At 67.6% G+C, this 14,965-nt stretch carries 9 protein-coding genes and 2 rRNA genes; 5 read left to right on the top strand and 6 right to left on the bottom strand.

The window, feature by feature from the left end; genetic code table 11:
• Positions 1-46: 46 nt before the first annotated feature.
• Genes AC1P0E_RS21040 through mtnA form a run of 4 tightly spaced genes read right to left on the bottom strand, consistent with a single transcriptional unit; the run spans position 47 to position 5,773 of the window.
• Positions 47-1,942: an LpqB family beta-propeller domain-containing protein gene (locus AC1P0E_RS21040; RefSeq protein WP_482743681.1), complete on the bottom strand. Its 1,896-nt coding sequence runs from the start codon at positions 1,940-1,942 to the stop codon at positions 47-49.
• Complete coding sequence (gene mtrB / locus AC1P0E_RS21035; protein WP_482743680.1) at positions 1,932-3,923, bottom strand: MtrAB system histidine kinase MtrB; 1,992 nt, start codon at positions 3,921-3,923, stop codon at positions 1,932-1,934. Before mtrB ends, AC1P0E_RS21040 begins: the two co-directional genes overlap by 11 nt.
• A gap of 1 nt (position 3,924) precedes the next feature.
• Positions 3,925-4,614: a two-component system response regulator MtrA gene (mtrA, locus tag AC1P0E_RS21030; RefSeq protein WP_187281934.1), complete on the bottom strand. Its 690-nt coding sequence runs from the start codon at positions 4,612-4,614 to the stop codon at positions 3,925-3,927.
• 4 nt (positions 4,615-4,618) lie between these two features.
• Positions 4,619-5,773, bottom strand: a complete 1,155-nt coding sequence (gene mtnA, locus AC1P0E_RS21025) for an S-methyl-5-thioribose-1-phosphate isomerase (RefSeq protein WP_482743679.1) — start codon at positions 5,771-5,773, stop codon at positions 4,619-4,621.
• A gap of 140 nt (positions 5,774-5,913) precedes the next feature.
• On the opposite strand from mtnA, the gene AC1P0E_RS21020 reads away from it, so the two are divergent.
• The 5 genes from AC1P0E_RS21020 to AC1P0E_RS21000 are packed head-to-tail and all read left to right on the top strand — an operon-like array spanning position 5,914 to position 11,310.
• On the top strand, positions 5,914-7,143 hold the full coding sequence (locus AC1P0E_RS21020; RefSeq protein ID WP_482743678.1) for a DUF7847 domain-containing protein: 1,230 nt from the start codon (positions 5,914-5,916) through the stop codon (positions 7,141-7,143).
• Between the two features lie 4 nt (positions 7,144-7,147).
• Positions 7,148-7,837, top strand: coding sequence for a DUF4129 domain-containing protein (locus tag AC1P0E_RS21015; protein ID WP_482743677.1), 690 nt, complete (start codon positions 7,148-7,150; stop codon positions 7,835-7,837).
• On the top strand, positions 7,834-9,018 hold the full coding sequence (locus AC1P0E_RS21010; RefSeq protein WP_482743676.1) for a DUF4350 domain-containing protein: 1,185 nt from the start codon (positions 7,834-7,836) through the stop codon (positions 9,016-9,018). The genes AC1P0E_RS21015 and AC1P0E_RS21010 overlap by 4 nt, the downstream gene beginning before the upstream one ends.
• Positions 9,015-9,989 (top strand): AAA family ATPase, encoded by a 975-nt coding sequence (locus AC1P0E_RS21005; RefSeq protein ID WP_482743675.1) that lies wholly within the window; start codon positions 9,015-9,017, stop codon positions 9,987-9,989. Before AC1P0E_RS21010 ends, AC1P0E_RS21005 begins: the two co-directional genes overlap by 4 nt.
• 10 nt (positions 9,990-9,999) lie before the next feature.
• On the top strand, positions 10,000-11,310 hold the full coding sequence (locus AC1P0E_RS21000) for a DUF58 domain-containing protein (protein WP_482745847.1): 1,311 nt from the start codon (positions 10,000-10,002) through the stop codon (positions 11,308-11,310).
• A 99-nt stretch (positions 11,311-11,409) separates the two neighbouring features.
• Here the strand turns inward: AC1P0E_RS21000 and rrf are convergent.
• Together rrf and AC1P0E_RS20990 are read right to left on the bottom strand one after the other, a co-directional pair.
• Positions 11,410-11,526 (bottom strand): 5S ribosomal RNA (gene rrf, locus AC1P0E_RS20995).
• A 74-nt stretch (positions 11,527-11,600) separates the two neighbouring features.
• A 23S ribosomal RNA gene (locus tag AC1P0E_RS20990) occupies positions 11,601-14,725 on the bottom strand.
• Positions 14,726-14,965 lie beyond the last annotated feature (240 nt).

Below are 14,965 nucleotides of genomic sequence, written 5' to 3'. Positions count from 1 at the left end.
TGGACAACGCGATCGCGCAAGCGGAGAGAAGCCGGCCGGCCGGTGGCTATCCCGGATAGACCGGGAACGATCCCTCGCTGACCACGGTCTTCCAGTTCGCGCCGAGCGGCAGCCGCACGATGCCGTCCTCCAGCGAGTGCGCCAGCAGCGGCAGCCGGTCGTCGTCGGCCGAAGCGACCGCCGTCACCCGGTTCGCCCCCGGCACCGACTGGGCGTCCGACGTCGAACCGTCCGTCTGCAGATACCGCAACTGCTGCACCCCGCCGGACTCACGGCCGACCACCACCAGGCGGCTGCGCCCGGCCCACGACACGGCCGTCACTTCTTCCATCTGCGGCGCGATGGGCCGCAGATCGGTGACGGACACCTCCGGCTTGTCCTGCGGCCCGCGCCGCTCGATCCGGCCGAGCTTCAGAGTCGTCCGGTCGCCGTCCGACACCAGCAGCGCGATCCGTACGCCGTCCGCCGACACCTTCAGAGCCTCGATACGGGCCCCGTCGAGACCGTCGAGGCCGTCAACGACCTTGACCTCCTGCGGCTCGCCCTCGCCGCCCGGCAGCCGCAGCAGCCGCGGCTGACGCGGGTCCCGGTCCGCCACCCACAGGTCGCCCCGGCCGTCCCAGCTCGGCGCCGAGAGGCGGTCCTTCTCCTGCTTCGCGCTGCTGGTCAGTACCGGCTCCGCCGACTCGCTTTCCGAGACGACGGACGCCACGTACAGCGAGCGCGCGTCCTTCGAAACACCCGCCGCCTGCCGTTCGTTGCGCGCCACCGCGACCGTGCTCAGGCGCCGCTCGCCGTTGCCGAGCGGGCCGGGCACGGGGTCGGCCTCCTCGTCGGCTCCGGTGCTCTCGGTGCTGGCCACCATCCGTACGAGTCGCTGCTTCGTATCGAGGAAGTACTGGTAGTCCGGGCTCCCCGACGCACGCTCCGGAGCGAAGTCCTCCGCCTGGTCCCCGCCGAGTACGCACAGCGTGGAGCCGTCCGACCGCTGCAGCTCCACCTGCCCGACCCGGTACGACGTCAGGTCCCGCAGGGTGAAAAGCAGTTGAGCCGCCATCTCCCTGCACCGCTTCTGCCCGACGTTGGACGCCTTGTTGTTGAGAGGCACCTTGAGCGCGTTGCGGTCGTCGAACGCCAGAGACTTGGCGCCGTCCTCCAGCTTCAGCGCCGTACCCGTGGGGAAGCTCGAACCGACCACCGGCCTCAGCCAGTTGGTCGGGCCGCTCAGCAGCGCCTCGACCGTCTGCGTGACCTGGTCCATCTGGGTCTGCGGGTCCATGCGCTTGCGCACGTACACCGGGTCGGCGACCAGCCACGGGTGGGCAGCGCCGGTCCGCTCCGACGCCGTACCGGAAGCGAAGTAGTACTTGTTGACGGAGTGATAGATGCGCTCGAAGTCCGACTCGCCGAGCACCAGCCCCTGCGGCAGACCGTCGATGCGCCATTCCTTGCCGTCCGGGCCGTTCTGCCTGCTGAGACGGAGCGTCTCGTGGTACGAACGGTTGACCGGCTGGTACGCGCGCTGCTCGTTCACTTCGGCGATCTTCGTGCCGGTCAGCGCGTACGTGTAGGCCACGCCCTCGCGGTCATTGGCCCGCTGGTCCTGCGGCACCGGGCCGCTCTCCAGCACCGTGACCTGGGCGGGGTTCCACTCCTTGGAAGCCGTCTTCGTCAGGTACTTGCGGGCCGTGGCGAACTGGGGGTCGTCGCCTGTCATCGCCTCCAGGAAACCCTCGACGATCTCGTTGGGCTGGGCCCCCTTCCGCGGCGCCATCCCGTACACCCGCACCTGCGAGTCGCCGCGCGGGGACGCCTCCACCGCCTCCACATCGCCGCTTTCCGGCATGGACGCGCAGCCCGCCAGCAGCAGACCGCCGCACCCCAGCAGCACCGTCGCTCGCGGCACCCGCCACCGGCCGCCGCGCAATCGCTCAGTGCCCACGGGTGATGTCCTTCCGCTCCGCCTGCGATGAACTGTCACCGTCGCCCGACGACCGCGCCACCACCCGGGCACCGCTGCCCGGCAACGCCGTCGGGTCCGCCGCGGGCGCCGCACGCGGCACCGCAGGCAGCGGCGACCGCTCGGCGCGCGGCTGAGCGGGCACCGTCGCGAGCCGGTTGGCGCCGCCCGGGCGGGCGCCCGTAACCCGGCTGTCGGCCTCCGCGCGCTCGCGCGCACGCCGCGAATCCTCGGGCTCGAGCGGGATCGGCGAGCCGCGCAGCGACTCGTCCGCCGTGCGCGGCAGGGTCAGCCGGAACTGCGAACCGCCGCCCGGCTCGCCCCACGCCTGGAGCCAGCCGCCGTGCAGCCGCGCGTCCTCCACGGCGATGGACAGACCGAGGCCCGTACCGCCGGTGTGGCGAGCGCGCGCCGGATCGGCCCGCCAGAAGCGGTTGAACACCCGGGTCGCCTCGCCCGGCTTGAGCCCCACGCCGTAGTCGCGCACCGCCACGGCGACAGCCCCTCCGGCGGCGCCCAGCCGGACCACCACGTCCCGGCCCTCACCGTGCTCGACGGCGTTGACCACGAGGTTGCGCAGGACGCGCTCCACCCGCCGGGCATCGGCCTCGGCTACGACCGGCTGCTCGTCGCCGGTCACCCGTATCCGGGTGCCCTTGCGCTCGGCCAGCGGCTCGGCGCCCTCGATGACCCGGCGTACGACCTCACGCAGATCTATGGGCTCCGCCTCGAGAGCCGCAGCGCCCGCGTCGAACCGGCTGATCTCCAGCAGGTCGGCAAGCAGCGACTCGAAGCGGTCCAGCTGCCCGGCAAGCAGCTCGGCGGACCGGGCAGTCACCGGGTCGAAATCAGAACGCGCCTCATGAATGACATCGGCGGCCATCCGCACGGTCGTCAGCGGCGTCCGCAGCTCGTGGGAGACGTCGGAGACGAAGCGCCGCTGGAGCCGGGACAGCTCCTCCAGCTGCTGGATCTTGACCTGCAAGTTCTGGGCCATCTTGTTGAAGGCCTCACCGAGCCGCGCGATGTCGTCCTCGCCTGTGACCTTCATACGTTCCTGGAGGCGGCCCGCGGACAGCCGCTCCGCGACACCGGCGGCCATCCGCACCGGCGTGACGACCTGCCGTACGACCAGCCAGGCGATGCCGCCGAACAGGACGACGACGAACACACCCGCGGTGGCGAGCGTGGTCTTCACCAGGCTGAGCGACTCCTCCTCCTGCGTCAGCGGGAAGAGGTAGTAGAGCTGGTAGGGCTGGCCGCTGTTGTCGTTCAGCTGTTTGCCGATGACCAGGCCGGGCTCGGACGCCTGAGCGTCGTACGTGATCCGGACGAAGGCCTTGTGCGCCTTGCCGGTCCCCTGGTCGATGGCGTCCCGCAGCTTCTGCGGCACACTCTCGCTCTGCTTCACACCGCCCGACGCACGCGGCCCGCGATTGCTGGAACTCTCGTCGTCCGAGTCAGCACTCAGTGCCACGACATGGAATGCCTGCCGGCCGCCGCTGGCGAGCTGTTCCACCAGCTCGGTCCTCCAGTTGGTGGAGTTCCGCGCGGCGGCCCTGGCCTCCGCGCTGTCGCCGGCACCGGTACCCGTACCCGTTCCCGCGACGGTACGGGCCTTCTCCTCCGCCACGTCGAATCCACCGGCCGCCTGACTCTGGGCAGCCTCCTGCTTCGCGTCGAGCAGGCCGTTGCGGACCTGCCACATCACGACGAACCCGAGCAGCAGCACCACGCCGAGCGACATCACCAGCGAGCCGACGACCACGCGCAGCTGGATGTTCCGCCGCCACAGCCGCAACGAAGGCAGCAACGGCCGGCGCACCCAGCGCGCGAAGAGCCGCAGGGCGGGACCGCCCTGCAGAAAACGGCCCACCCTGGACGACCCTCGCCGAGGACCGGCAGCCCGCCCCGCACGGACTCCCGGCCCCCCGGGCATCGGAGCAGCGCTGCCACGGGTCATGTCAGCTCGGCCCGGCCTTGTAGCCGACCCCGCGGACGGTCACAACGATCTCCGGCCGCTCCGGGTCCTTCTCGACCTTCGAGCGCAGCCGCTGGACATGGACGTTGACCAGCCGGGTGTCCGCGGCATGGCGATAACCCCACACCTGCTCCAGCAGCACCTCACGGGTGAACACCTGCCAGGGCTTACGGGCGAGCGCGACCAGCAGGTCGAACTCGAGCGGGGTCAGGGCGATGGACTGCCCCTCCCGCTTCACCGAATGACCGGCCACATCAATGACCAGATCCCCGATTGCCAGCTGTTCCGGCGCCGGCTCCTCCGACCTCCTCAGTCGCGCCCTGATACGGGCGACGAGCTCCTTGGGCTTGAACGGCTTGACGATGTAGTCGTCAGCACCGGACTCCAGCCCGACCACCACATCTACGGTGTCGCTCTTGGCGGTGAGCATGACGATCGGCACCCCGGACTCGGCCCGGATCAGCCGGCAGACTTCGATGCCGTCCCGTCCGGGCAGCATGAGATCCAGCAGCACCAGGTCAGGCTTGGCCTCCCTGAATGCGGCCAGTGCCTTGTCGCCATCCGCTACGAACGACGGCTCAAAACCTTCACCACGCAGCACAATGCCGAGCATCTCGGCCAGTGCGGTGTCGTCGTCGACGACAAGGACGCGTCCCTTCATAAACGACATCATCCCATTAGCTAATCGTTACCTGGCGTGACCTGGCACACAGGTCCGCCAGTGCGGCCCCCGTGACCGGGGAAATTGCACCCTGCTCCGTGACGATCGCCGTCACCAGTTCTGGCGGCGTGACGTCGAAGGCCGGGTTGTACGCCTGTGTCCCCAACGGCGCCACAGGCATCCCGGCCCCGATCCCGGCATCAGATCCAGCCACCGGGACCGACGGCACCGTGAACTCTGTCACCTCCTGCCCCGACCTCTGCTCCACCTCGATGGACGCACCGTTCGGGGTGCCGAGATCCACGGTGGTCACGGGCGCGACGACGATGAACGGAACGTGGTGGTACTTGGCCAGCACCGCGAGCGGATAGCTCCCCACCTTGTTCGCCACCGAACCGTCGGCCGCGATCCGGTCCGCCCCGATGAGTACGGCGTCCACCTCACCGGCCGCGAACAGCGAACCCGCCGCATTGTCCGTGAGCAGTGTGTACGCCATGCCGTGCCGGGCCGCCTCGTACGTCGTGAGCCGGGCCCCCTGCAGCAACGGGCGCGTCTCGTCGACCCAGAGCCGCCGCAGCCTGCCCGCCCGGTGCGCCGCCAGCGCCACCGCGAACGCCGTGCCCTCCCCGCCCGAGACCAGCGCCCCGGTGTTGCAGTGAGTCAGTACCCGGTGCCCGCCTCCAGGCAGCAGCTCCTCCAGCAGATTCAGCCCGTGCGCAGCCATCCGCACACTGGCCTCCGCGTCGGCCCGGTGCAGCTCCCGAGCGGCCGCCAGCGCCGACGCCGACGCCTGGTCACTGCCCGCCCCCTTCTCGAGGGCCGCCCGGTACGCCGCTGCCGCGTGCCGCACCCCGTACCCGAGGTTCACGGCGGTGGGCCGCGCCCGCTCCAGCAGCCCGACGGCCTCGTCCACGTCGTACCCCCGCGCGGCAGCCAGCGCCACCCCGTAGGCACCGGCGAGCCCGAGCACAGGCGCTCCACGAACAGCGAGCGTCTGGATGGCCCGCACCAGGGCCGGGACATCCGTACAGACCAGCTCGACCTCCTCCGCGGGCAGCCGCGTCTGGTCGAGCAGCACCAGCACGGGCCCCTCGGGCGGCTCCTCCCAGCGCAGCGTAGGGAGCGCGGGCGGCTCGGCGCCCGCTGGGAATTGCGCGTCCTGATCAGCCATCTGCCCAGTCTGCCTGCTGAGGCACCGACAATTGAAGGTGCGAAGGAGATACGGGGCCCGGTCCGCCGGCAAGTGCCCCATGACACGATGGCTGCCAACCTGCCGCCGCGACCGCGGACGGGCACCGTGAAGGAGCGACAATGAATGAGTCTCCGGGCTGGGCCTCGCCCGGATCCGCCCCCTCCGACGGCCAGGAGCCGGGCGTGCCCCGGCCTGCCGAGCCCACCGACCAGAGCGATTCCGCATCGAAGTGGTCGAAGGAGCAGCCCCCGGCAGGCCAGTGGTCCGCCCCCAGCGGCCCTGGCGGGCACACCGGCCCCCCGCGGCAGCAGCCGGCACCGAACTGGGGCGGCAGCCCTCAGGGAGGCGGCTGGGGCGGCCCTCCCCCCGCCGCCAAGCCCGGAGTGATCCCGCTGCGCCCGCTCGGGGTCGGCGAGATCCTCGACGGAGCGGTGTCGACCCTGCGCGCCCACTGGCGCACCGTTCTCGGCATCACGGTCACCGTCGCGGTGATCACGCAGATCTGCGACATCCTGATCCAGCGCTACCTGCTCCCGACGCCGCCCGAGGTCGACCCCAACGCGACACCGACCGAGGCCCTCAGCCAGTCCCTCGACGCGATGCAGAGCACCCTGGTCAACACGGCCCCCACGTTCGCGATCACGCTCATCGGCACGCTCTTCACCACGGCGCTGCTCACCATGGTGATCAGCCGCTCCGTACTCGGCCGCCCCGTGACGCTCGCCGACGCCTGGCGCGAGGCCAAGCCCCAGCTGCCGCAGCTGCTCGGCCTGACCCTGCTGCTCCCCCTCATGGCCGCCGCGATCATGACCGTCGGCATCCTGCCCGGCATCCTGCTCGGCGGCGGGGCGGGCATCGGTCTTTCGCTGCTCCTCGGTATCGCGGCCTTCGTCGTCGTTCTGTGGCTGATGATCCGGTTCAGCCTCGCCTCCCCCGCACTGATGCTGGAGCGACAGAGCATCAGGAAGTCCCTGAGCCGCTCGGCCAAGCTGGTCAGCGGCGCCTGGTGGCGGATCTTCGGCATCATGCTGCTCACGATGCTGCTGACCTTCATCGTGTCGATGATCATCGCCGTGCCGTTCGGACTGATCGCCTACGCCGCGGACGACGGCCTGGGCGGTCTGCTCACCGGTGAGACTCCCGAGTTCGGCTGGCCCTTCCTGATCATCACCGGCATCGGCGCCGTGATCGCCTCCTCGATCACCTACCCCATCAACGCCGGCGTGAGCGTCCTGCTCTACGTGGACCAGCGCATCCGACGTGAGGCACTCGACCTCGAGCTCGCCCGCGCCGCAGGCATCCCCGGCTACGGCCCCCAGCAGTCCACCGACACCACACCCGGGAGCTGATGCGGTGTCCACAGCGGGGGGCAGGACAGCAGCGAGCCTTTGGGCTCGCACAAGCGACGACGTACCGGTGGACACTCCGCGCGTCCCGGCCCGCGAGGCCGCCGAGCGCGAACTGTCCGAGCCGATGTACCACGAGAACGACCCGAGCTTCCTCGAACGCGCCATCGACCGCTTCTGGGAATGGGTCAACGACCTGTTCAGCGCTGCTTCCGGAGCAACCCCCGGAGGCGCGGTGGGGCTCGTGGTCGTCGTCGTGCTCGTGGTACTCCTCGCCGTCGGCCTGTGGCTGCGGCTCGGCACCCCACAGCGCACCCCGCCCTCCGAGGGCACGCTGTTCGACGAAAGCCCGCGCAGCGCCGCCGAGCACCGCACCACCGCCGAGGCGCACGCCGCCGCGCACCGCTGGAACCAGGCCGTCCAGGAGCGGATGCGGGCCGTCGTGCGCTCACTCGAAGAACGCGCACTTCTCGACCACCGCCCCGGCCGCACCGCCGACGAGGCCGCAGCGGAAGCCGGACAGTCCCTGCCCGGCCACGCCGACCGACTGCGCGCCGCCGCCCGGGAGTTCGACGACGTCACATACGGCGGCCGCACCGCCGACGAGCAGGCGTACCGACGCCTGAGCGACCTCGACACGGACGTCGACCGCACAAAGCCACTGTTCAGCGGCGCGGCCCAAGGAGCTGCCGAATGACCGGAGCCGCCCAACGCTCCACCTCGGTATCCCCCACCGCCCGCCAGGTCTGGACACGCACCCGCGGCCTCGTCCTCGGCCTGGCCGTCATCCTGGTCGCCGGCATCGCCATCGCCGCCGTACGCTCCGGCGACCACCACGGCCGGCTCGACCCGCGCTCCGCGGACCCCTACGGCAGCCGCGCCGTCGCCGAACTGCTCAAGGACCGCGGCGTCAGCACCCGCGTGGTCACGACCCTCGACGAGGCCACGGACGCGGCGACCCCCGGCACCACTCTCCTCGTCACCTCCCCCGACCTCCTCACGGCCCGCCAACAGCGGCAACTCCGCGCCACCACACAGGACTCCGCGTCCCGTACGGTCCTCCTCGCCCCCGGCGCCCCCTCGATCGCCACCCTCGCCCCGGGCGTACGCGCCGAAAAGCGCACCAGCGTCTCGCCCCGCTCCCCCCAGTGCTCGCTGCCCGCCGCGCTCCGCGCCGGCGACGCCGACACCGGCGGCGTCCGCTACACCGCCGAGGCAGCCGATGCCGACAGCTGCTACCTCAGCGACGGCCTCGCCACCCTCCTCCGCGTACCGCACACGGCAAGCAGCGACACCGTCCTGCTGGGCGCTCCCGACATCCTCTACAACGACCGTCTCGACAAGCAGGGCAACGCCTCGCTCGCCCTCCAACTCCTCGGCTCCCGGCCTCATCTCGTCTGGTACCTCCCCTCGCTCGGCGACACCTCCGCCACCGACGGCGGCGAAAGCACCTTCTACGACCTGGTCCCTCCCGGTTGGCTCTGGGGAACACTCCAACTCGCCCTGGCCGCCGCACTCGCGGCCGTCTGGCGTGCCCGCCGGCTGGGCCCCCTCGTCACCGAACAGCTCCCCGTTGCCGTCCGCGCCTCCGAGACCACCGAAGGCCGTGCCCGCCTCTACCGCAGAGCCAATGCCCGCGACCGCGCAGCCTCGGCCCTGCGCTCGGCAACCCGCATCCGCCTGGCCCCCCTTCTCGGCGCGCCCGCCTCGCGGGCCCACGACTCCGACACCCTGCTCCCAGCCGTGTCATCCCACCTGCCGACGAGCGACCGGGACCTCCCGGCCCTCCTCTTCGGCACCGCACCCCCCGACGACGCCGGCCTCATCCGCCTGGCAGACGAACTCGACGCCCTCGAAAGAGAGGTACGCGCTTCATGAGCGCCCAGCCCGCAGAGAACCCAGACAGCGCCCGAGCCTCCCTCGAAGCCCTGCGCACCGAGATCGCAAAGGCCGTGGTTGGCCAGGATCCCGCTGTCACCGGACTCGTCGTAGCCCTGCTCTGCCGAGGCCATGTGCTGCTCGAAGGAGTCCCCGGAGTGGCCAAGACGCTGCTCGTCCGCGCTCTCGCGGCCTCCCTCGAACTGGACACGAAACGCGTCCAGTTCACCCCCGACCTCATGCCCAGCGACATCACGGGCTCGTTGGTCTACGACGCCCGCACCGCCGAGTTCTCCTTCCAGCCCGGCCCCGTCTTCACCAACCTCCTACTCGCGGACGAAATCAACCGCACGCCCCCCAAGACGCAGGCATCCCTCCTGGAGGCAATGGAGGAGCGCCAGGTCACCGTGGACGGCACGCCCCGCCCCCTGCCCGACCCCTTCCTGGTCGCGGCGACCCAGAACCCCGTGGAGTACGAGGGCACTTATCCCCTCCCCGAGGCCCAACTGGACCGCTTCCTCCTCAAGCTCACGGTCCCGCTCCCGTCCCGCGAAGACGAGATCGGCGTCCTGACCCGTCACGCAGAAGGCTTCAACCCCCGCGACCTGCACGCAGCGGGCCTACGCCCGGCCGCCGGCCCCGCCGACCTGGAAGCGGCCCGCGCCGCCGTGGCCAAGACGGCGGTCTCCGCCGAGATCACCGGTTACGTCGTCGATATCTGCCGTGCCACCCGAGAATCCCCCTCGCTCACTCTCGGCGTCTCACCCCGAGGCGCCACCGCTCTGCTCTCCACCGCCCGCGCCTGGGCCTGGCTCACCGGCCGGGACTACGTCATCCCCGACGATGTGAAGGCCCTGGCACTGCCCACCCTGCGCCACCGCATCCAGCTCCGGCCCGAGGCGGAAATGGAAGGAGTCACCGCAGACTCCGTCATCACCGCGATCCTCGCCCACGTCCCCGTCCCCCGCTGAGGCGATGACCGTGGCCCTCACCGGACGAACCGCACTCCTCGCAGCCCTCGGCGCGATCCCCATCGGCGTCCTCGCGCCGAACTGGTCCGGGGTACTCGCCGTGAACGCTCCCCTCACACTCGCAATTCTGTGCGACTACGCCTTGGCTGCGCCAGTACGAAAGCTCCGTTTCACCCGAAGTGGTGACACGTCAGTTCGATTGGGTGACGGTGCCGAGATCCAGCTGACCGTCACGAACCCCTCGGGCCGCCCCTTGCGCGCCCAGCTCCGCGATGCCTGGCCGCCCAGCAGCTGGCCAACGGGCTCGGAACAGGCAGCGTCACGTCACGAGCTGGCGGTCCCGGCCGGCGAGCGACGCCGCCTCACCACCGCTCTGCGCCCGACCCGCCGCGGCGATCGCCACTCCGAACGCATCACCGTCCGCTCCTACGGGCCGCTCGGCCTCGCCGCCCGCCAGGGCAGCCACCAAGTTCCTTGGACGCTTCGCGTGCTGCCCCCTTTCACCAGCCGGAAGCACCTCCCGTCCAAGCTGGCCCGCCTCCGCGAACTCGACGGCCGCACCAGCGTCCTGACCCGCGGCGAAGGCACCGAATTCGACAGCCTCCGCGACTACGTTCCCGGTGACGACACGCGCTCCATCGACTGGCGCGCCACCGCCCGGCAGAACACCGTCGCCGTACGCACCTGGCGCCCGGAACGCGACCGTCACATCCTGATCGTCCTCGACACCGGCCGCACCTCAGCCGGCCGCGTCGGCAACGTACCGCGTCTGGACGCCTCCATGGACGCGGCTCTCCTCCTCACGGCGCTCGCCTCTCGAGCGGGTGACCGGGTGGACCTCCTGGCCTACGACCGGCGCGTCCGCGCTCAGGCCCAGGGCCGCACCGCAGGCGACATCCTGCCCTCCCTGGTCAACGCGCTGGCCCCGCTGGAGCCGGCGCTGGTGGAAACCGACGCGCGGGGCCTCAGCGCCACAGCCCTGGCGAACGCCCCACGAGGCTCTCTGATCGTGCTGCTGACCGGCCTGGACGCCGCCCCGATCGAAGAGGGCCTTCTCCCGGTACTCCCGCAGCTCACTCGGCGCCACACCGTCCTGCTGGCCTCGGTGGCCGACCCCCGCGTCGAGCGCATGGCAGGCGGCCGGAGCACAGTGGACGCGGTCTACGAAGCCGCTGCCGCCACCCAGTCCCAGGAACAGCGCCGCCGCACAGCGGAAAAGCTCACCCGCCACAACGTCACCGTCGTCGACGCCAGCCCGGACGACCTGGCCCCGGCTCTCGCCGACGCCTATCTGGCACTGAAAGCAGCAGGCCGTCTGTAAAGACACACGCCTACGAAGAAAGGCCCCGCCGACGAACGGCAGGGCCTTGAACGCAGAAAAGCCCCGCACCATAAGGTGCGGGGCTTTCCCACAATAATTGTTCGGCGGCGTCCTACTCTCCCACAGGGTCCCCCCTGCAGTACCATCGGCGCTGAAAGGCTTAGCTTCCGGGTTCGGAATGTAACCGGGCGTTTCCCTAACGCTATGACCACCGAAACACTATGAAGTTGAACAAACCGGTAAAGGCACAGTTCGTTACTTCAGAACAAACACAGTGGACGCGAGCAACTGAGGACAAGCCCTCGGCCTATTAGTACCAGTCAGCTCCACCCGTTACCGGGCTTCCACATCTGGCCTATCAACCCAGTCGTCTACTGGGAGCCTTAACCCCTCAGAGGGGGTGGGAACACTCATCTCGAAGCAGGCTTCCCGCTTAGATGCTTTCAGCGGTTATCCTTTCCGAACGTAGCCAACCAGCCATGCCCTTGGCAGGACAACTGGCACACCAGAGGTTCGTCCGTCCCGGTCCTCTCGTACTAGGGACAGCCCTTCTCAATATTCCTACGCGCGCAGAGGATAGGGACCGAACTGTCTCACGACGTTCTAAACCCAGCTCGCGTACCGCTTTAATGGGCGAACAGCCCAACCCTTGGGACCGACTCCAGCCCCAGGATGCGACGAGCCGACATCGAGGTGCCAAACCATCCCGTCGATATGGACTCTTGGGGAAGATCAGCCTGTTATCCCCGGGGTACCTTTTATCCGTTGAGCGACAGCGCTTCCACAAGCCACTGCCGGATCACTAGTCCCGACTTTCGTCCCTGCTCGACCCGTCGGTCTCACAGTCAAGCTCCCTTGTGCACTTACACTCAACACCTGATTGCCAACCAGGCTGAGGGAACCTTTGGGCGCCTCCGTTACTCTTTAGGAGGCAACCGCCCCAGTTAAACTACCCATCAGACACTGTCCCTGATCCGGATCACGGACCGAGGTTAGACATCCAGCACGACCAGAGTGGTATTTCAAGATTGACTCCACACACACTGGCGTGCATGCTTCACAGTCTCCCACCTATCCTACACAAGCCGAACCGAACACCAATATCAAACTGTAGTAAAGGTCCCGGGGTCTTTCCGTCCTTCTGCGCGAAACGAGCATCTTTACTCGTAGTGCAATTTCACCGGGCCTATGGTTGAGACAGTCGAGAAGTCGTTACGCCATTCGTGCAGGTCGGAACTTACCCGACAAGGAATTTCGCTACCTTAGGATGGTTATAGTTACCACCGCCGTTTACTGGCGCTTAAGTTCTCAGCTTCGCACGCCCGAAAGCGCACTAACCGGTCCCCTTAACGTTCCAGCACCGGGCAGGCGTCAGTCCGTATACATCGCCTTACGGCTTCGCACGGACCTGTGTTTTTAGTAAACAGTCGCTTCTCGCTGGTCTCTGCGGCCACCCCCAGCTCACCGTGTAAAACGGATCACCAGTGATGGCCCCCCTTCTCCCGAAGTTACGGGGGCATTTTGCCGAGTTCCTTAACCATAGTTCACCCGAACGCCTCGGTATTCTCTACCTGACCACCTGAGTCGGTTTAGGGTACGGGCCGCCATGAAACTCGCTAGAGGCTTTTCTCGACAGCATAGGATCATCCACTTCACCACAATCGGCTCGGCATCAGGTCTCAGCCTCAATGAGGGACGGATTTACCTACCCCTCGGCCTACACCCTTACCCCGGGACTACCACCGCCCGGGCTGGACTACCTTCCTGCGTCACCCCATCGCTTACCTACTACCACCTTGGGCCGGCGGCTCCACCACTTCCCTTTGCCCGAAGGCTCCAGGACGGCTTCACGGCCTTAGCATTAATGGATTCGATACTGGGCGTTTCAAAGCGGGTACCGGAATATCAACCGGTTGTCCATCGACTACGCCTGTCGGCCTCGCCTTAGGTCCCGACTTACCCTGGGCAGATCAGCTTGACCCAGGAACCCTTAGTCAATCGGCGCACACGTTTCTCACGTGTGTATCGCTACTCATGCCTGCATTCTCACTCGTGAACCGTCCACAACTCGCTTCCGCGGCTGCTTCACCCGGCACACGACGCTCCCCTACCCATCCCAGCCCCCGTTGGGGGTATGTGCTGGAATGACACGACTTCGGCGGTACGCTTGAGCCCCGCTACATTGTCGGCGCGGAATCACTTGACCAGTGAGCTATTACGCACTCTTTCAAGGGTGGCTGCTTCTAAGCCAACCTCCTGGTTGTCTCTGCGACTCCACATCCTTTCCCACTTAGCGTACGCTTAGGGGCCTTAGTCGATGCTCTGGGCTGTTTCCCTCTCGACCATGGAGCTTATCCCCCACAGTCTCACTGCCGTGCTCTCACTTACCGGCATTCGGAGTTTGGCTAAGGTCAGTAACCCGGTAGGGCCCATCGCCTATCCAGTGCTCTACCTCCGGCAAGAAACACACGACGCTGCACCTAAATGCATTTCGGGGAGAACCAGCTATCACGGAGTTTGATTGGCCTTTCACCCCTAACCACAGGTCATCCCCCAGGTTTTCAACCCTGGTGGGTTCGGTCCTCCACGACCTCTTACAGCCGCTTCAACCTGCCCATGGCTAGATCACTCCGCTTCGGGTCTAGAGCGTGCAACTCAATCGCCCTATTAGGACTCGCTTTCGCTACGGCTTCCCCACACGGGTTAACCTCGCTACACACCGCTAACTCGCAGGCTCATTCTTCAAAAGGCACGCAGTCACGACGCATTGAGTAAACTCAATGCGCGACGCTCCCACGGCTTGTAGGCACACGGTTTCAGGTACTATTTCACTCCGCTCCCGCGGTACTTTTCACCATTCCCTCACGGTACTATCCGCTATCGGTCACCAGGGAATATTTAGGCTTAACGGGTGGTCCCGCCAGATTCACACGGGATTTCTCGGGCCCCGTGCTACTTGGGTGTCTCTTAAACGAGCCGTATGAATTTCAGCTACGGGGGTCTTACCCTCTACGCCGGACCTTTCGCATGTCCTTCGCCTATCCATACGGTTTCTGACTCGTCTCACAGTCGGCAGACTGTGACAAAGAGATCCCGCAACCCCGTATGCGCAACCCCTGCCGGGTATCACACGCATACGGTTTGGCCTCATCCGGTTTCGCTCGCCACTACTCCCGGAATCACGGTTGTTTTCTCTTCCTGCGGGTACTGAGATGTTTCACTTCCCCGCGTTCCCTCCACATACCCTATGTGTTCAGGTATGGGTGACAGCCCATGACGACTGCCGGGTTTCCCCATTCGGAAACCCCCGGATCAAAGCCTGGTTGACGGCTCCCCGGGGACTATCGTGGCCTCCCACGTCCTTCATCGGTTCCTGGTGCCAAGGCATCCACCGTGCGCCCTTAAAAACTTGCCCACAGATGCTCGCGTCCACTGTGCAGTTCTCAAGCAACGACCAGCCACCCATCACCCCACCCTTACGGGCGAGTGCACTGGGGCCGGCATCGCGAAGATAAGGACCGAAGTCCGTACCCTCAGATACCCAACAGCGTGCCCGACCCGATTTACTGTGCTCACTTTCCACGCCGAAGCAGTACTTGTGAACCCACCAAACCGTGCCGAGTAGTCAACGTTCCACCCATGAGCAACCAGCACC

The organism is Streptomyces sp. TRD_SC_5 (genome assembly GCF_056836825.1).
This window is presented reverse-complemented; position numbering and strand designations above follow the sequence as displayed.